Origin of the sequence: Marinagarivorans cellulosilyticus, assembly GCF_021655555.1 — a bacterium.
Taxonomy (GTDB): domain Bacteria; phylum Pseudomonadota; class Gammaproteobacteria; order Pseudomonadales; family Cellvibrionaceae; genus Marinagarivorans; species Marinagarivorans cellulosilyticus.
This window is the reverse complement of the sequence record NZ_AP023086.1, coordinates 2,787,264-2,805,748: the sequence shown is the minus strand read 5'-3', so window position 1 is coordinate 2,805,748 and position 18,485 is coordinate 2,787,264. Positions and strand designations below refer to the sequence as shown.

Here is an 18,485-nt window from a genome sequence, read left to right as displayed (position 1 = left end):
GGCGTATTTTGGGCAAGCGCTTTTGTCTACGAAAATAAACCGCAGTGAACCATCAAAGTCTACGCCCCCGCGTTGCACGCATTTGACGCGCGATGAAAATGATTTAACAGCAATAACGTGGCTACACATTTTTACTACACGCGATACACATCAAGGGGGTACGTATCCCTTTAACTCTTTGCTGCAGTTTTTAGGGTTATTCGCAAAAAATATTTAGTGCTTAGTAATTACTAACAGAACCTCGCCGACGCGAAAGCCGAACTTAATCATTGTTGATTCATTAATTAGCGTATGTTCGTTCACTAAATACATACGATCTTCTACGGTTACATCTATCACTTTAGCGTTATAAGGCACCTGCAACACGTAATTTAAAAATACGCTATTACCGGCGACTTGTAGCTCGCCTACGCCTGTTACATCGCCAGCTGTAGCCGTGTATTTACCATCAGCTTGCGGGGTAAGGGTCCATACGCGGCGCTGCTTTTCGCCGTCGTCAAAGATAAACGCCTCGTCTAAGGTGCCCACTCCGTCTTTCCAGCTTGCTTCTATGTCTGCATTGAACATTCGAATCACTTTACCGGAACGATTTTTAACCACCCCATGTGCTTTTAAATGCCCATCAAAGAAGCTTTCTAGCTTAAGAACCGGTGTATATTGCTGATAGTCTGTTACCTTTACTTGGGAACAAGCTGTTAACATCAGCAACAAACATAATACCCAGCAACGTTTGATAAAACTGCGTGAAAACATAATCACCTCGCATGTATTTTTAGCTTTTACGTGTTAATGCAGAAACCGTATGACTGAAACGAATAAAAAAAACACTCAACAATGTACCGCTTCGCTCTCAAGCAGCATTTCACGCCGATATGCTAGGTACTTGCGCAGCGGTTTATCTCACTTACACTCAAGCGGTATTCAAAGCGGTGCCGCATTGGCCGAACGCTGGCTGGCAACTATTGGAGGCTGTTTAGCTATTTTGTGTATCGCGGCTTTTAGCATCCGCATTACCGGTACGCTAGGCGCCGCTGCGGTAGTACCCTCTATGGGCGCCTCAGCCGTTTTACTCTTTGCCGTGCCCCATGGGCCGCTATCACAGCCGTGGGCTTTGTTTATCGGTCATGCCGTATCAGCCGTTGTCGGGGTGACCTGCGCACTGCTTGTTCCGCACATGCTTCTCGCAGCTTCTCTTGCCGTTGGGCTGGCTATTGGCGCCATGCATGTTACCCGCTCTATTCACCCACCCGGCGGCGCCACAGCTCTTGCCGCTGTAATTGGGGGCTCCACTATTCACGAGCTAGGTTATTGGTATGTCGTCATGCCAACGCTAATTAACTGCGTTATTATTTTTGCTTTTGCGATGGTCTTTAATAATTTATTTCCTTGGCGGCGCTACCCAGTATCGCGCATCAAGTACCACCCTGCCGCTCCCGCCCTCTCGCCACAACTGGACAGCCAAATATTGGAAGATACGCTGCGCGAATACAATATTCACATTCCTAGTCAGCAGTTATTACCTGCAATTAATGCCGCGCTCCAAAAAGCCAAACAGCAAGCTGGGCATTTACATATTGAGCTTGGCGGCGTTTATTCCAATGATAAGCCTGGCGCAGATTGGGCCGTACGTAAAATCGTCGATGAATCCCCGCACCCCGACCCCGAAAAGCACATCGTCATTTATACCGTGCTAGAAGGCAATGGTATCAAGCGGCGCTCGGGTAGTTGTCGTCGTTACGAATTCGCCGCTTGGGCCCAAAAAAGGCTGCAAGCTGCGCCACAAAAAATAAAGCCCTAATAACTATCAAGCTAGGCTCTATACAATGAATTACAAAAAACAATGGCTCAAAAAAATAGCGCATGGTGCGCTCGCTAGCTTTTTATGTGCCGCAACGCTAAACGCGGCCTGGGCGCAAGAAGGCCCTGCCAGCAAAACGGCTGTTACTTTTGGCGCTTGTGAGCAGGCCCAGCACGGCACCACTTTTTACGGGGCCCAATGCGCAAAAGTGACCTTGCCTGCAAACGCCGGCTCGCCGAAAGCGACATTAAATTTACTCAAAGCCCGCGCCCGCAGCACCCCAACACAAGACCCTCTGATTGTTATTACCGGCGGCCCAGGGACTTCGGCCGTATCTTTAGCTTGGCAATATTTGCGCTTTTTTTACGCGGTACAAAAAAACCGAGACATCTTATTTATTGATCAACGCGGTACAGGAAAAAGCGCCCCCTTCAGTTGCGAGAGCGTAAACGACATAGATCAAACACTGCCAAGCGAGCAACTGGTAGCCGCCATGAATGCTGCGTTAGTGCAATGCGCTAGCGATTATGATTCCCCAGAGCAACGTTTAACCGCCATAACCACTCGGCAGGCGGCACTCGATATTGAAGCGCTAAGAAAGCAGCTTGGTTATGCGCAACTTAACCTTTGGGGTAGCTCTTATGGCACCCGCGTGGCCATGGAGTACCAGTATCTTTTTCCACAAACAAGCCGCACAGTCATTATTGACGGCGTTGCGCCCGGCGCCATTGCACTGCCACGCCATGCAGAATACGATGCCGCACTGGCGTTGCAACAGCTATTTAGCGCCTGCGAAATGCAGCCTGAATGCTTAAAAAGCTTTGGCGATTTACATCAAAAGTGGCAGCATATTATTGCTAATTTAACCAAGGCGCCGAGCAAAGCAAAGCTGTTTCACCCGCGCACCCAAGAGGCTTTATCCACCACAATAACAGCGCCGCTGGTAGCCAATTGGGTGCGCTTTGCGCTGTATAACCGCGAATTATCAGCACTGCTACCAATGGCCATTAACGCAGCCTTTGAAGGTAATTACAGGCCACTTTCAAACCTTGCACAAATAGCCAGTGATAGCGTGCATGAGGGTATGAGCTACGGCATGCACGCCGCCATTTTATGTGCTGAAGATAGCCAAGCCCCCTATTTGCCACGCGCCCAACAAGCACTGCCCGCCATGCCTTTTAGCGCTTTAAACGATTTAAGCCCTGCTTGCCAAGCATTACCAAAAGGCGAAGCCGCCAGTATTGAATCGCTATTTAGCCCAATGAATAGCGCAACCCCGACGCTCATTACTTCAGGCCAGTTCGATCCGGTTACGCCTCCTTTTTGGGGCGATTGGGCCAGCCAGAATATGACAAACGCCAAACACATTGTTGTGCCTGGCGGGCACCACGGGGTAACTGGTGTTGGCTGCATACCTAAGCTAATGGCGCAATTTATTGAATCAGCTCAACTCGATGCACTCGACACCTCTTGCGTCAAACATATTAAACCTGTTGATTTTTTTATTGATAATGCCGGGCCGGCTTTAAAAAGCACAGATTTGCCGTTACAAACAGATACGGCACGCAGCCCTAACGCGAAGGAATTACCCCGTGATTAACGTCGAGCACATTCAAAAAAGCTTTGGCAATACCCTAGCCGTTCGCGATGTAAGTTTTAGCGTACAGCCAGGTCAAACCCTTGGTCTGCTCGGGCCAAACGGCGCCGGCAAAACCAGCAGCTTACGCATTTTGTGTGGCTTGCTTACCCCCGATAGCGGGCGGGTACATATCGACGGTATTGACGTTATCAAACACCCGGTAGAAGCCCAAAAAAAACTCGGTGTCTTACCGGATAATTGTGGTTTATATACTCGTTTAACCGCAGCAGAGAATTTACGCTACTTTGCACAGCTGTATGGTTTATCCAAATCCCACACGCAATACCGCATTCAGGTACTAGCACAACAACTAGACATGCAAAATATTTTACACCGCAAAACATTGGGCTTTTCCCAAGGCGAGCGCATGAAAGTGGCCTTAGCTCGAGCCCTTATGCACGAGCCGCCCTACCTGATTTTAGACGAACCCACCAATGGTTTAGATGTGCTCACCACCCGCGCCGTGCGAGCGCTATTATTACAACTCAAAAACGACGGCACCTGCTTAATATTTTCCAGCCATTTAATGCATGAAGTCACACATTTATGCGACGAACTCAGCGTGATTACACAAGGCCAAGTTTCAGCTAGCGGCACCCCAGATGCCATTATTGAGCAAACCGGCTGCAGCGATTTAGAATCGGCTTTTGCGCAGCTATGTTTAAGTAATGCAACACATGCAACAGCCGATGGAAGCATAATCAATGAATAAAGTATGGGTTGTTTTTAAAAAAGAATGGCTAGACACCCGCCGAGATATTAAAGGTGTGCTCCCTATTTTGGTGATGCCTTTACTATTTGCCCTAACCAGTTACGGGGTGCTGAGCTTTGTCGTTATCATGCAAAAAGATAAACCCGAGTTTGTATTATCGGTAATTAACCCAGAACACGCCGCACCACTTATTGCCAAATTACAAGCAGAAGGAATCAACACAAAGCCATTTACTGACAATGCACAAGACGAGGTTCGCAACGGAACGGTGGCGATGGTGATGCGCATCCCCGATACCTTCATTGACAATTTTCGCGACCAACGCATGGCTAATATTGAGCTAATTTGGGATCTATCACGCAACGAACACCACGCCACAGCTAACCGAGTTAAGTCCATCACCAGCCAATGGTTTCAAACCTTAGGCGCACAACGCTTAATTTTACGTGGTGTTAGCCCGCAGGCGGCACATGTAGGCCAAATATTCGATGTCAATACAGCCCGCGAACAACAAATGGCTATGCGGATTTTGGGTTCGGTACCGTTATTTTTAGTATTAGTAGCTTTTATTGCTTGCGCAGGTGTCGCCACAGAAATGACCGCCGGCGAGCGCGAAGGACGCACACTCGAAACTTTGTTGATGGTTCCAGTCGCTAAACACTGGTTATTTTTAGGTAAGTGGCTAATGGCCTGTAGCCTATCGCTTATCGTAATGACAATGGCGCTGCTGGGGCAATTTTTAGCAATCCGCTACGCACCTACAGCGGACCTGGGCTTACGCGTAGACCTTTCGTTTACCGACTACGCTCGCGTTTTTATTTTACTGGTGCCATTAGTCGCACTGGCTAATTCATTACTATTATTTATTTCGCTGCGCGCGCGTTCCTTGAAAGACTCCCAAACATACACTCAGTTAGTCACACTATTACCGACAGCCACTGGGCTCTATGTTTTGTTGTCTGGCAAGGCAACAACCTTGAGCGTGGCAGCAATTCCACTGCTTGGAAGCCAAGCGCTAATTACCGACGCACTAAGTGGCCTAAGCTTAAATGTAGGTTTTATTGTGCTAAACGCCGCTGTGTGCTTTTTACTAGCCGCCGCCTTTGCCGCTATGGCTATTACATCATTCAAGCTGCGGTAAACAGGAATTTGCCGCCATCAATCAGCCAATCAGACCGCTTAAGTAAAACGTCTAGAAGCGGCCAAATCCAGCTTAAAACAGTCTAGGCAAACAGTAGCATCCTTAGTCTATATTCATTAGCATAGCCACTCAAAGCGTGGCGGCATGGCAATATTTACGGGCCTTCAGTCGGTACCAAGCGTGACTGGAGACCTTAATGGCGACGCACACTCTACCTATGAATTCAGATGCTCATCAGCCCAAGCCTGACAGTGACACTGATAGCGAAATTATTCCTTCGCTAAAGATTCCTCGTGGCTTTAAGTTTGATGAAAAAAGCAATAAAGTAGTCCGTAAAAACAGTGTTATTAAACCGCTCTTAATCCTTGTTTTAAGCGTTGCTTTAGTGGCAATTGCGGCTTTTATTTTTAGCTACATGAAGTCTTCCGTCAATGGCGCCGCAGTACTGGCCTTTAACGCTTCGCGCGATTATTCACAAACCCCTTTCGATATCTTAGATGCGCAACAAATTTGCCAATTTCAAACCCAAGAAGTACACGGTAAATATCTGCTTATGAGCTACCTCGATACCCACTCTAGTCGGTTCGAGCCAAAGATGGGAATTTACAAAATATTTTTAGTTGCTCACTTAGGTACTCGTGATAATTACGAAGAAGCTAACATTCATTGCTATATCAACCCGCAAAAACATCTTATCAGCCACTACAAAACCGTCTTCCCCGAAAAAAGCTCCATCATGAGCCGCGCGCTTAAATTTTTTACAGGCTAACCTTGCGATAGCAAAGCCCAGCAAGCCGCCACGCCCATACATCTCCCTGCTCCAGTCTAGGCTCGACTCCCCTTCCCCGGTTTATTCAAGGGTTAAACCTAGAAACCGCAGTTGAGAGTCAAAAAGATGCGTATTCCGTTGGTGTGCATGGCGTGTAGTAAAAATATGTAGTAACCCCCATGGATGGGGGAAATGCAGATCACGCAGGAGCGGTTATCTGTCACCTTATTGGTGATGAATCATTTTTATCACGCGTCAGGTGCACCAAAGGGATGCGTAGACTTTGATGGTTCAACTGCGGTTTTTAGGTTAAACATAGCCCTAACTCGACCACTTTTATTACACAGCCTCTTATGCCATCACTAGAGCGCGCTTAGGATAGTCAATTTCTCACAAACGCTCGCTAGAATGTCAGCTGGGAAAGAAGTACTCCCTTATCTAATATGATAACTATGTTCACTACGAGACATTACGAAAGGAAGAGTTATGCTTGTTTACGACGGCAACCAACAATTCGAAGCAAACCCTAATTCACTGCATGCAAAAGTAGATGCCCTAGACGGCCAATGGGAGCGCACACTGCCGCGCGCTAATATCCCTACCAGAAAGTTAGTTTACAACCGCCTTTGTGCGTTAGGCCTACTGGTTGGAATCAATGGCTTAACCTACTTTACAATTAATGCCATTTTATCTTCATAACTGGCACCAAGGTTCCAGTTACATCTCCATTACGTTAGGTATTAGTGCAGGGTCTCGCTCCAAGCGAATCGTAACGCGCCTGTTTTTGGCCCGCCCTGCAACAGTTGTATTGTGAACAGTTGGATAACGTTCACCATGCCAACGCACTTTAATGCGCTCTTCAGGTAGACCTTTACTCACTAGATACTTGGTAACTTCTTTCGCGCGATTCTCTGATAGCGCATAGTTATCAGCCCGCGTACCTACACTGTCGGTGTGACCATCAATGTAAAACTCCGTCACCGATGGGTCTGCTTCACAGTAACGCACGATGTTATCGAGTTTACGGCGCTGATCCGGTGGCAACGGCTCAAATAACGCCGATCCAAAGTAAATCGCGGTACGTCGAATTTGATCAAAATTGGCCGGCAGCAAATCACCTAAACACCCCAAATAGCGCCTATAGGCATCGCGAAACCCAATTGGGCTAACGTGCACACGGCTGCTTTGCTCGGCGCCGTACCACGGCATCCGCGTTAACTCCATTTCATAACCAGTATTCAGCTCTGCTAGCAAACGCTCGGCTAGATCATCACCAAGAACGACAGGCTCCTCCCCGCGCTTAACGGGTACGTAGCCTAAATCGATAGGGCGTAAATTGTGCCGCCATGCCGGGGGCTGAAGGATAAGCGATGCTTGGCCTGTTTTCAGGCGCTCCGCAAGAGGGACAAGCGTAAACTTGGCCGCTTCTCCCGCTCGGGTTTTGAACACCGCTTCGCCATAAAAAGGCACATTATGCGTTAGGCTGCACTCAAAGACCGAACCATCAAAACGCCAGCTGCTTTCCTCTATGCCATTGGTATAGCTGAAGGCATAAGCTCCTTGCGATGCCAAAGTACACGCAGACAAAAGCGTTAACACCACCACGGCCCACCGATATCGAACCTTTTCACTGACCCACTGCATAAAATCGCCTACAAGTATCTTCATGTCAGGTTATCGGCGAGTATCGCCTGTGCTTTAAAGTAGATTTGCGGTAGCATGCGCCTCTTTCCATTAATTTAAGCCCTTTATCGAGCGATACTTTAGTGTAGAGCCTCTATAACCGGCGCATCGCCTTACTTGCATTGGCGATTTGAGTAAAACGAGTTTCTCCTTTTTATGCAATCAATCACCATTACCGCACCTGATGACTGGCACATTCACTTGCGCGATGCCGAGGCGCTAGAGCGCACCGTCGGCGACGCCGCTCAGCAGTTCGCCCGCGCGATTATCATGCCCAACTTAGTGCCTCCTGTTATGAATGCACAACAGGCAATGGCTTACAAAGCACGCATACAGGCGCACGTGCCTGAAGGCAAAGCATTTGAGCCTTTAATGGTTTTATACCTAACAGATAACACCACAACCGACGATATTAAAGCCGCTAAGGCTGCCGGCGTTGTGGCCTGTAAGCTATACCCTGCCGGGGCAACGACTAACTCAGACTCCGGCGTAACCGATGTTCAAAAGCTGTACCCTGTATTAGCCGCCATGGCCGAGCAGGACGTTAAGCTGCTAGTGCACGGTGAAGTTACCGACAACCACATTGATATTTTTGATCGAGAAGCCGTTTTTATAGAACGTACCCTAGCGCCACTTCTAAAAAGCGTTAGTGGTTTGAAGGTAGTGCTAGAGCATATTACTACCGCAAATGCTGTGGACTTTGTAAAGGCGCAAGATAGCAATATTGCAGCAACGATTACCGCGCACCACCTTTTATTTAACCGTAATCATATGTTGGCCGGCGGCATTCGCCCGCATTATTACTGCCTGCCCATACTCAAGCGCGGCGACCATCAACAAGCGCTTATTCAGGCTGCAACCAGTGGCAATGCAAAGTTCTTCCTCGGCACCGATTCAGCGCCACATGCAACACACAAAAAAGAGGCCGCCTGCGGCTGCGCTGGCGCCTATACCGCCAATGCCGCTCTATCGCTATATGCGCAAGCCTTCGAAGACGCCAACGCGCTAGATAAACTAGAGGGCTTTGCTAGCTACTACGGGCCCGACTTTTACGGTTTGCCGCGCAATAGCCATACTGTAACGCTAATCAAACAGCCCTGGCAGCAACCGGAGCAGCTAAGCTTAGGCGATAGCACACTTACCCCCTTGCTTGCAGGGCAAACTCTAAACTGGGCGCTGCAAGCCTAAATTTATTGACTCATTTAAAGCTAAGGATTATCGGTGAGCGACACTGAAGCAAACGAAACTACGGTATTTGCCTCCCGCTTTCGCGGATATCTACCTGTTATTATCGATGTAGAAACTGGCGGGTTTAACGCCAAAACCGATGCGCTTCTGGAAATTGCGGCTGTAATGCTAGACATGGACGACGATGGCATTATTACCCCAGGCGCAACTATCGAGTTCAACGTAGAGCCCTTCGAAGGCGCTAACATTGAACAATCCGCCTTGGACTTTACCGGCATTAAAGTGGATTGCGAGCTGCGTGGCGCCGTACCAGAAGACCAAGCCATGAATGATGTTTTTTCGGCGATTCGCAAAAAAATCAAACAGTACGATTGCAAGCGCGCCATTATGGTGGGCCACAACGCACACTTTGACCTGGGTTTCGTACACGCTGCCGCCGAGCGCTGCGCTGTAAAGCGCAACCCATTCCATCCGTTTTCGTGCTTTGATACTGCCACCCTATCAGGCTTAGCCTTTGGCCATACCGTTTTGGCCAAAACCTGCCAAATCGCCGGCATTGATTTTTCAAACCGCGAAGCACACAGCGCCGCTTACGATGCGCAAAAAACAGCTGAGCTATTCTGCATGATTGTTAATAAATGGCAGGAGCTTGGTGGCTGGCCCATTATTCGCGAAGATTTTAACCCCTTCACGCTCGAATGATCTAAACCCAGCGCCACCTTTTTAGGCAACCTCGCTTCCCCAGCAACGGTTAATTCAGTTGCCAAGGGAAGCCTTTGATCGCGACCTACCAATGACCGAAATTACCGACTACTCTGCCACCGCATACGCCCAGCAATTAGCCGAAAAACAACAGCAAACTCAAACACAGTTTGCCGAGTTTTCACCACCAACCCTTAGCGTATATCCTTCGCCGGCAACGCATTATCGGATGCGCGCAGAATTTAAAATATGGCATTCTGACGGGCGTTGCGACTATGCGATGTTCAAGCCCGGCACGCCAAAACAAACTTACATCATTAATGATTTCCCCGCCGCCAGTGAAACCATTAATCAGCTGATGCCTAAATTATTGGATGCACTCAATAAAAGTGAGCTGCTTCGTCGCAAATTATTCCAGTGCGAATTTTTATCAACCACCACTGGCGACTGCTTGATCACGTTGATTTATCACAAAAGCCTATGCGACAACTGGCAACAGCAAGCTGAACAGCTAGCGGCTACATTAGGCTGCCAGTTAATGGGGCGTGCGCGCAAACAAAAGCGTATTCTTTCTAGAAACTGGGTAACCGAAACGCTAGATGTGGACGGCCGTGCTTTTACATATGAACATATAGAAGCCAGCTTCACCCAACCCAATGCCAGCATTTGCGCAGATATGCTCAGCTGGGCATATAAAAACACCCAAAGCAATGGCGGCGACTTACTCGAGCTTTATTGTGGCAATGGCAACTTCACCTTACCTTTGTCACAAAACTTCGAACGGGTATTAGCAACCGAGATAGCCAAAAGTAGTGTCGATTCAGCCAAAAGAAATATGGCACACAATGGCATTAACAATATTGAGTTTGCCCGCCTGTCTAGCGAAGAGTTTACCCAAGCGCTTGAAGGCGTTCGCGCATTTAGACGCTTAGAACACCTAGATTTAGGCAGTTATAACTTCTCCACGGTACTGGTCGACCCACCTCGTGCGGGCTTAGATGACGGCACACTTGCACTCATCAAACGCTTTGAGCGCATCGTGTATATCTCTTGCAACCCAGATACCCTTTACGACAATTTAAAAGAGCTATCAAAAACACATACTATTTCTGATTTTGCTTTATTTGATCAATTCCCATTCACCCATCATCGTGAATGTGGCGTAATACTAGAAAAGCTTTAATCACCTAGACAGAAACCTAAACAAACGGAAATAATCATCATGCGACACATTCCTTTAGGGGTAACTTTCAGCCTTATTTTAGTTTTAAACGCACTATCGCTTAAAACCTATGCTGGCGAGCTAAACCAAGATAGCACTGCTGTTTTTGGCGACTACACCGTCCATTACAGCGCATTTAACAGTACATTTTTATTACCTGATATTGCCGCAGCATACGATCTAGTGCGCGCAAAAGATCAAACACTGTTAAATATTACCGTCCAAGACAAAAACGGAAAGTCTATCGATGCCAAGCTCGATGGCTACGCACAAAACCTAATGCAACAAAAAAAAGTAATCGCCTTTAAAACCATTAAAGAGCCACATGCGGTGTACAGTATTGGGGCATTGCGTATTACTAACGAAGAAGTATTTAACTTTGTTATTACAATTACTCCCGAAAATACCACCCCCTTTACATTAAAATTCACTCGCAAGCTTTATGTGGAGTAACTGAAATGCAAACACTGGTATTAGCCAGCGGTAATGCGGGCAAATTGCGTGAGTTTAACGATCTACTAGGTACCTTAGGGTTTGATGTTAAAGCTCAAAGTGCATACAACGTCCCCGAAGCCATAGAAGATGGCTTGAGCTTTGTCGAAAACGCCATCATCAAAGCCCGCAACGCCTGTGAGGTTAGCGGGCTGCCGGCGCTAGCCGATGATTCCGGCATTGAGGTTGATGCGCTAAATGGCGCCCCAGGCATTTACTCTGCACGCTATGCCGGCCCCGATGCCAATGACAGCAATAATAACGCCGCACTGTTAAAAGCGCTTGAAAACACCCCAAAAGGCAAGCGCAGCGCACGCTACCAATGTGTATTAGTGTTTATGCGCCACGCGCAAGACCCCACGCCACTCATATGCCAAGGCAGCTGGGAAGGCGAAATATTGGTGGAACCAGAAGGTAATGGCGGTTTCGGATACGACCCAATATTTTGGGTCCCAAGCCACAATATGGCGGCGGCTCAACTAGATAAAAACGAAAAGAATAAAATCAGTCACCGCGGCAAAGCCCTTAAATTGCTCATAGAAGCCCTGCAAAATCCGGCGGCTTAAGCCATAGGTTTCAGCTTAAACACAAAAAAGCCCAAGTTTTTATACTTGGGCTTTTTTATTTAAAACTATTTTATTTACTGTAAGGCACTTCTAAAAATAGTAATTTTTTTGTGAGAGCAAGGACAGAAGTTGCTCCTGACAACTTTCTGCATTTCCTCCATCCAGTAAGCCGCTATCACGGAAAAAGTACATTTTTAGAGATGTCCTGTAATGGAATTAGTACACGTCTCGCTGGTAACGGTGCTCTGCAACGAGTTTATCCATGTAGGCTTGTGTGCCCACATCGTCTAAGCCGCCGTGTTCAGCAATAACTTCGCGTAACGCTTTATCAACATCTGATGCCATACGCGATGCATCACCACAAATATAGATGTAACCACCCTCTTCCAACCAAGCAAAAAATTCAGCGCCTTGTTTTTTAATTAAGGTTTGCACATAAATTTTTTCAGCGGTATCACGTGACCATGCCAAACTCAGGTTATTTAAAAGCCCTGACGCTTGCCAAGCGCTGATTTGATCGCGGTATAAAAAGTCTTCGGCTTCGTGTTGATCACCAAAGAATAACCAGTTTTTACCCGCAGCAGAACGGGCTTCACGCTCTTCTAAAAACGCGCGAAATGGCGCAATACCGGTACCTGGCCCAATCATAATCAAAGGGGCATCGTCATTAGCCGGAATGTGGAAATGCGCAGAACGCTGCAAATAAACACCCACCGTACCGCCGGCATTTAAACGGCCACCCAAAAAGGTGGACGCAACACCTTTACGGGCGCTGCCGTGCAATTCATAGTGAACTTCGCCAACAGTTAAGTGAACCTCACCAGGGTGCGCTTTAGGGCTTGAGGCAATAGAATATAAACGAGGCTGCAACGGCCGCAGGCCATCAACCAAAGTTTGCGCATCAATGGCTTTATCAGAAGACTTGAGTAAATCGATAACTTGTTGGTCGTCAGCACCGGCTTCAAGCCCCCAGGTTTCCAAAGTTTTAGCGTTAACCGTCGCAATATCCAACTTAGTTAACAGCGCCGCCCGTAAAGAAGCAGGCCCTGCTTTAAGCTGAACGCTTTCACGGCCATTCAGCCCAGTTACCGCTAACAGCTCTTGCACTTCGGTTGCACAGTTGGTGGGCCACACGCCCAAAGCGTCACCCACGGCATAATCAAGCTCCTGCGTACCACCGGCTAATGATATTTCTATGTGGTTAACGCGCTTAGCCGACTTATCACCGCTCAAGTTCTCAGCAACCATTAGCGTTGCCAGAAATGGACTATTTTTATCGAATTTAGGGCCCGGTTCTTCAGGTTCTACAGCACCAGAAACAGCGCCAGCAGCGCTTACAAATGCTTCACTTTCAAAGGCCGCTTTTTTCCAATCGGCATAGTCATCTTCAAAGGCCACATCGCAAGAAACAAAATCATGAACGCGCGTTGCACCCAGCTCTGCCAATTTGGCATCAAGATCTTGTGCACACTTATTGAAGTAAGCGTAACTTGAATCACCTAAGCCACACACACTGAAATTAAGTGATGACGGCAACTCGCCTATAGCGCCAGTCATAAGAGCATCGTAAAAAGAGCGCGCATTATCAGGTGGCTCCCCCTCGCCAAAAGTTGAGCAAACAATAAGTACATGACTCATAGCAGCCAAATCAGCAGGGTCTACACCATCTAATTCACTAACATTAGCTTCAAAGCCCTGCGATTTAGCAAATTTTCGTAAATCTTTACTCAAGGCTTCAGCATTGCCCGACTGCGAGCCATACAAAATATTCATTGGCGTGCCTGGGGCTTCTTCAGCATCACCTTGCGATGCAGCGGCTATCGCGTTTAGCCCGGTCAATAAACCATTTAGCCAGTTGCGCTGTTCTGCCTCAAAGGGGGCGCTTTCATCAAGAAAAGCCGCCGGCGCTTTGGTGTGTGTGGTGCCTATGGCAGCCGCTAATTGATCGATGACGCTCTTAGTATCTTCACTCATTTTATTAACCTGTCATTCAAACTTTTTACGGGCATGATTAGCGCCGCGAATAAATTACAATACGTACAATTTTACTGGCAAAGCCTGCCGTTTATTGCACCAACAATACTGTCTTCAACTCTTCAATATCGTGTCGGCGAGTAAAACTTAAAAAGGATTCAGAGCCCTGCCTTAGTTCTAAATATTTTGCGATGACGTTTTCAACAAGCGCATTAATGTCTTCGGCAGCAATAGGACCACAAAACTCTTTTGCCAAACCAATATCAGTATCGCTACCGCCACCAAGCACAATATTGTAACCCTCGCGACCATCCGCTGTAGCGGCGCCAATCATGCCGATGTCGCCAATATAATGCTGAGCACAAGTGTGGTGACACCCCGTTAAGTGGATATTAATCGGTTGGTCCAATGTGAACTTGGTCTCTAAGTGCTTAACAAGATTTGTTGCGTCTTTCTTAGTGTAAGCGCCGCCAAATTTACAAGCCCACTTACCCGTGCAAGCAATAGCGCCAGCAGCAAAAGAGGAAGCATTAACACTCAGCCCCATGGCTTCAATTTCGGCGACAACTGCATCTACATCAGCATCGGCAATATGTGGAATTAATAAATTCTGCCAAACGGTTAAGCGAATATCATTTTGGCCATATCTTTGAGCGATTTTACCAAGTGCACGCATTTGATCAGGCATCATTTTGCCCACTTCCAATGCAATACCTACGTAATTAAAGCCTTGTTGTTTTTGTGGGTGCACACCAATGTGGGCTTGTCGCTTAATTTCTGCACGAGGTGCATCGTACTCTTGGCTTAAGCGCATCATTTGCACGCCATTGCCAAATGCATCTAACTTTTCTTGCGTTTTTGCAATAAACCAATCAAAACCATGCTCATCCAAAACATACTTCAAACGGGCTTTTTTACGATTAGTACGATCAGCATGTTCAATATAAACACGCAGCATCGCCTCAGCAATTTCGGGAGAATCTTCGGGCTTACACACAATGCCAGTATCACGAGCGAAATCGTAATGACCGGTAATACCACCAAGTAATATTCGACAATAAATTCCTGGCTCTACCGCAACCGGGTTTTCTTTAACCTTGACGGCGACAAAACCGATATCGTTAGTATCACTAACACAAGAAATACTACCCGCATTATCGAATGAAATATTAAATTTTCGCGGCAAACCATTTAAATCGCGGTTATTTAAAATGATATGGCTCAACTTAATGCCGTATTGATGCAGATCCGTCACTTCAGACACATCAAAACCTGCCGTTGGCGACGCCGTAATATTTCGTGCGCTGTCGGCCCCAGAACCCTTACAGCTCAAACCCATGTCGTACAAACCGGCAAATAGATCCAACACGCGATTAGGCGCAATTTCACGCAGCTGGAAATTTCCTCGCGTGGTGACATGCGCGTAACCACCAGCAACATCTTCCGATAAATCGCCGAGCATCATTAATTGATCGCCGCGCATTTTGCACGACGGAATACGTAAGCGACACATGTAACCTGGGCTATTAGGTTCAACATTAAAAATTCCAAAATGGCGAAACATAAATTGATCTATGCCTTCCGCTATTTGGTTGCGATCGTTAAACTGTACAATCTTGTCCCATAAATCAAGAGGGTGCGTTTCGTACTTTGCAATCTCCTCTTTACAGAGATCTTCTAAGGGCGTACCAAATAAAGTCTCTGGGACATCTTTTTGGCTTCCACCTTGGAAAGCGCGATGAAGGTTAAGCTTTGTCAGCACGTCAGTAAGGTACTTTTGCTGCTCGGGCGTAAAACCCTTAGATTGAGGCTTGTCGGTTGCGATCATGATTACCACTATCGAGTTGATATGCTTTTTAGGAGTGCTCCTACGAAGCTTTTAACCCCACCATTCGTCCAATGGCGGCATTATGTGTTTGCACGTAGTTAACGGTGCGATACCCCATCCTAGCAAGATGAAGGCCAACACAAAAAGAAGAGCTTTTTTGCCTCGACAAGAAAAACATAAACGCTACTGAAAGCCTGATATTCAGGCTTGATTACGTCAAAAGCCGCATGCGCTCAATAGCTTTTTAGAGTACTCAACAAACGACTATATCTCTCGCGAAACACCAGCTACGCACCACAGACAAACAAATTTATGCGCCAAGCACAGAAATGTCACACTTTGCCCCAAAAGCTTAACCAAGCTTCGCTTAAGTACCCATTCAGCATTATTAACTAAGCGTGAAGCGTAAGAAAAACATCAAAACGCACCATTTAAAGTCAACAAAAAGAGCCTGCAGCGGATAAATTAAGAACAAAAAACATGCAACTGCAATATCGAAGAACCAATTTGGAGCACCGCCAGCAACACACCCTAATTTTTATTCTCAAGAGAACACATAGAATGATGCATCTTCCCGTCCGTATTACTGCGACCTTTCTACTCGCCAGCCTCTATAGCGGCTGCAACTTATTTATACCGAAAGCAACAACCCCTATATCAACACAAACCTACCCCGCAATAAGCGCCACAACACCCAAAAGCAAAGCACTAATGATCATGCTGCCTGGAATTGGCAACCGCGCCAGTGCATTTGCCGATAAAGGCTTTATTGCAGAGCTTCAAGCACAGCATCCCAATATGGAGATCATTACTGCCGAAGCGCACTTCGGATACTACAAAGAACGCACAGTAACGACGCGCCTGAAGGAAGACATCATCAAACCCGCCCAACAACAGGGCTATAACAGTATTTGGCTAACAGGCACCAGCCTTGGCGGATTCGGCAGCCTACTTTATACAATGGAACACCCCCAAGACATCGCAGGTATCATCGCTATTGCCCCCTACCTTGGGGATAAAAAGCTGATTGCAGATATATCTCAAGCACCCTCACTGCAACAATGGGCGCGAAATTATCAAGGCAATGATGAGATTGCACTCTCTTTATGGATTCCATTAATTCAAAAAAGCTGTGAAGCCAAAAATCTTAATCTTATTTTGGCAACAGGCTCGGAAGATAAATTCATAAAAGCGCATAAGCTACTCGCCCAATGCTTACCCGCAAGCAACGTACACATCACACATGGGAAACACCGTTGGGGCACTTGGAACACTCTATGGCAGAACATATTGAATGAAAAACCCTCATTCACAAAAAGGGCTCACTAAACTGCGCAGCCGAATGGCACTGAATTCGCATTCAGAACAAAGCCTATCAAAGAGAAGGAATCATCATGACGCCATCCTCCGCTAACGATTTTTTACTCACCTTATTCGAAGCCGCTGTAGCCGCCAGCCACCCAAGCCAAACCCTCCCCCAATATCTACCAGCTGATCGCACCGGCAAAGCAGTGGTTATTGGCGCCGGCAAAGGGGCAGCCGCCATGGCTCAAGTTTTTGAAGAGCAATGGCAAGGCCCCGTTCGAGGCCTTGTCGTTACGCGTTACCAGCACGGCGCGACATGCAAAGACATTAAAGTGATTGAAGCTGCACACCCCGTTCCCGACGAGCAAGGCACATTAGCGGCAGAGCAAACCTTGGCGCTTATTGATTCCGCAGCCGACGACGAACAAATATTCTGCTTATTATCTGGAGGAGGCTCGTCATTATTAAGCTTACCCGCCCTGGGTATTAGCCTGCAGCAAAAGCAAGCAATTAATAAAGCTTTGCTCCGCAGCGGTGCAAGCATTGACGAAATTAACTGCGTGAGAAAGCACCTGTCTGCAATAAAGGGGGGCAGGTTAGCGGCGCGCTGCGGTAACAAAAAAGTCATTACCTACGCGATTTCTGATGTCCCCGATGATAGCCCCGACGTTATAGCCTCTGGCCCTACCGTAGCTGACCCTAGCACTCGCATTCAAGCCAGCGCTATTCTCAAGCAATACAACATAGAAACTCCCCCAAATATTCAACAATGGCTAGATACTGCCGACAGCGAAACACCCAGCCAAGAAATGCTTGGAGAAAACCTTCACTATCAACTTATAGCCACCCCCGTTGATGCCCTTAACGCAGCAGCAACGCTTGCGCGTGAACATGGCATCGAACCCTTGGTTTTAGGCGATACGATAGAAGGCGAAGCAAGCGAAGTCGCCAAAGTGTTTGCGGGTATCGCACGCTTCACCGCAAAGCATAACCAACCCATCCCCAAGCCGTGTGTGATTTTATCGGGCGGTGAAACCACCGTAACCGTCAAAGGCAACGGCAGAGGCGGCCGAAATGCCGAGTTTTTATTATCACTCTTTAACGACCTCAAAGGGCACCCCAACATCTACGCACTAGCGTGCGATACCGATGGCATAGACGGCACCGAAGATAACGCCGGCGCTAGCTTCAGCCCAGAGACCTACCGCGAAGCTAAAGAGCAAGGCCTAGATAGCAAAGATTATTTAGCCAACAATGATGGTTACACGTTTTTTAAACACCTTAACCGGCTAATCATCACAACCCCTACGCGCACCAATGTTAACGATTTTCGCGCAATACTCGTTTTACCTTAGGCTCTACTCCCAAGCCGGCGTATGCCGGCCCTCCTCCATAAAAGCCAGACATAAACTCTTGCTACCGATACGCGGTCTATACTCAAGTAAGTTCGTACACACCTACAGAAT

17 protein-coding genes are annotated in these 18,485 nt (G+C 47.4%); 13 read left to right on the top strand and 4 right to left on the bottom strand.

Going from position 1 to position 18,485, the window contains the following annotated elements; translation table 11 throughout:
• Positions 1 to 213 precede the first annotated feature (213 nt).
• On the bottom strand, positions 214 to 753 hold the full coding sequence (locus MARGE09_RS11295) for a DUF3833 domain-containing protein (protein WP_236981991.1): 540 nt from the start codon (positions 751 to 753) through the stop codon (positions 214 to 216).
• 49 nt (positions 754 to 802) lie between these two features.
• On the opposite strand from MARGE09_RS11295, the gene MARGE09_RS11290 reads away from it, so the two are divergent.
• From MARGE09_RS11290 to MARGE09_RS11265, 6 genes are all read left to right on the top strand, one after another.
• Positions 803 to 1,798 (top strand): HPP family protein, encoded by a 996-nt coding sequence (locus MARGE09_RS11290; RefSeq protein WP_236981990.1) that lies wholly within the window; start codon positions 803 to 805, stop codon positions 1,796 to 1,798.
• 25 nt (positions 1,799 to 1,823) lie between these two features.
• Entirely contained in the window at positions 1,824 to 3,398 is a 1,575-nt protein-coding gene (locus MARGE09_RS11285) for an alpha/beta hydrolase (RefSeq protein WP_236981989.1), read from the top strand.
• Positions 3,391 to 4,149 (top strand): ABC transporter ATP-binding protein, encoded by a 759-nt coding sequence (locus MARGE09_RS11280; protein ID WP_236981987.1) that lies wholly within the window; start codon positions 3,391 to 3,393, stop codon positions 4,147 to 4,149. The genes MARGE09_RS11285 and MARGE09_RS11280 overlap by 8 nt, the downstream gene beginning before the upstream one ends.
• The gene (locus MARGE09_RS11275) at positions 4,142 to 5,290 is read left to right on the top strand and encodes an ABC transporter permease (RefSeq protein WP_236981985.1); all 1,149 of its coding nucleotides are present in this window, start codon (positions 4,142 to 4,144) and stop codon (positions 5,288 to 5,290) included. The genes MARGE09_RS11280 and MARGE09_RS11275 overlap by 8 nt, the downstream gene beginning before the upstream one ends.
• A 196-nt stretch (positions 5,291 to 5,486) precedes the next feature.
• On the top strand, positions 5,487 to 6,059 hold the full coding sequence (locus MARGE09_RS11270; protein ID WP_236981983.1) for a hypothetical protein: 573 nt from the start codon (positions 5,487 to 5,489) through the stop codon (positions 6,057 to 6,059).
• Between the two features lie 486 nt (positions 6,060 to 6,545).
• Positions 6,546 to 6,758, top strand: coding sequence for a hypothetical protein (locus tag MARGE09_RS11265; RefSeq protein WP_236981981.1), 213 nt, complete (start codon positions 6,546 to 6,548; stop codon positions 6,756 to 6,758).
• An 18-nt stretch (positions 6,759 to 6,776) separates the two neighbouring features.
• Here MARGE09_RS11265 and MARGE09_RS11260 read toward each other — a convergent pair whose 3' ends face one another.
• Positions 6,777 to 7,727, bottom strand: coding sequence for a flagellar protein MotY (locus MARGE09_RS11260; protein WP_236981979.1), 951 nt, complete (start codon positions 7,725 to 7,727; stop codon positions 6,777 to 6,779).
• A 171-nt stretch (positions 7,728 to 7,898) separates the two neighbouring features.
• On the opposite strand from MARGE09_RS11260, the gene pyrC reads away from it, so the two are divergent.
• From pyrC to rdgB, 5 genes are all read left to right on the top strand, one after another.
• On the top strand, positions 7,899 to 8,930 hold the full coding sequence (gene pyrC, locus MARGE09_RS11255; RefSeq protein WP_236981977.1) for a dihydroorotase: 1,032 nt from the start codon (positions 7,899 to 7,901) through the stop codon (positions 8,928 to 8,930).
• A 33-nt stretch (positions 8,931 to 8,963) separates the two neighbouring features.
• Positions 8,964 to 9,632 carry a ribonuclease T gene (gene rnt, locus MARGE09_RS11250; RefSeq protein WP_236981975.1) on the top strand — a complete coding sequence of 223 codons (669 nt, stop codon included), beginning with the start codon at positions 8,964 to 8,966 and terminating at the stop codon, positions 9,630 to 9,632.
• Between the two features lie 91 nt (positions 9,633 to 9,723).
• A complete protein-coding gene (gene trmA / locus MARGE09_RS11245; protein WP_236981973.1) occupies positions 9,724 to 10,815 on the top strand; it encodes a tRNA (uridine(54)-C5)-methyltransferase TrmA in 1,092 nt (363 codons plus the stop codon).
• Positions 10,816 to 10,854: 39 nt separating this feature from the next.
• The gene (locus MARGE09_RS11240; RefSeq protein ID WP_236981971.1) at positions 10,855 to 11,307 is read left to right on the top strand and encodes a DUF4426 domain-containing protein; all 453 of its coding nucleotides are present in this window, start codon (positions 10,855 to 10,857) and stop codon (positions 11,305 to 11,307) included.
• Between the two features lie 5 nt (positions 11,308 to 11,312).
• A complete protein-coding gene (gene rdgB / locus MARGE09_RS11235) occupies positions 11,313 to 11,912 on the top strand; it encodes an RdgB/HAM1 family non-canonical purine NTP pyrophosphatase (protein WP_236981969.1) in 600 nt (199 codons plus the stop codon).
• Positions 11,913 to 12,128: 216 nt separating this feature from the next.
• On the opposite strand, the gene MARGE09_RS11230 is transcribed toward rdgB, so the two are convergent.
• Both MARGE09_RS11230 and MARGE09_RS11225 read right to left on the bottom strand, forming a co-directional pair.
• Entirely contained in the window at positions 12,129 to 13,886 is a 1,758-nt protein-coding gene (locus MARGE09_RS11230; protein ID WP_236981967.1) for a diflavin oxidoreductase, read from the bottom strand.
• A gap of 91 nt (positions 13,887 to 13,977) precedes the next feature.
• Positions 13,978 to 15,714: a NirA family protein gene (locus tag MARGE09_RS11225; protein WP_236981965.1), complete on the bottom strand. Its 1,737-nt coding sequence runs from the start codon at positions 15,712 to 15,714 to the stop codon at positions 13,978 to 13,980.
• 561 nt (positions 15,715 to 16,275) lie between these two features.
• Between MARGE09_RS11225 and MARGE09_RS11220 the strand changes: the two genes are divergently transcribed.
• On the top strand, positions 16,276 to 17,043 hold the full coding sequence (locus MARGE09_RS11220; protein ID WP_236981962.1) for a serine aminopeptidase domain-containing protein: 768 nt from the start codon (positions 16,276 to 16,278) through the stop codon (positions 17,041 to 17,043).
• Positions 17,044 to 17,108: 65 nt separating this feature from the next.
• A complete protein-coding gene (locus MARGE09_RS11215) occupies positions 17,109 to 18,374 on the top strand; it encodes a glycerate kinase type-2 family protein (protein ID WP_236981960.1) in 1,266 nt (421 codons plus the stop codon).
• Positions 18,375 to 18,485 lie beyond the last annotated feature (111 nt).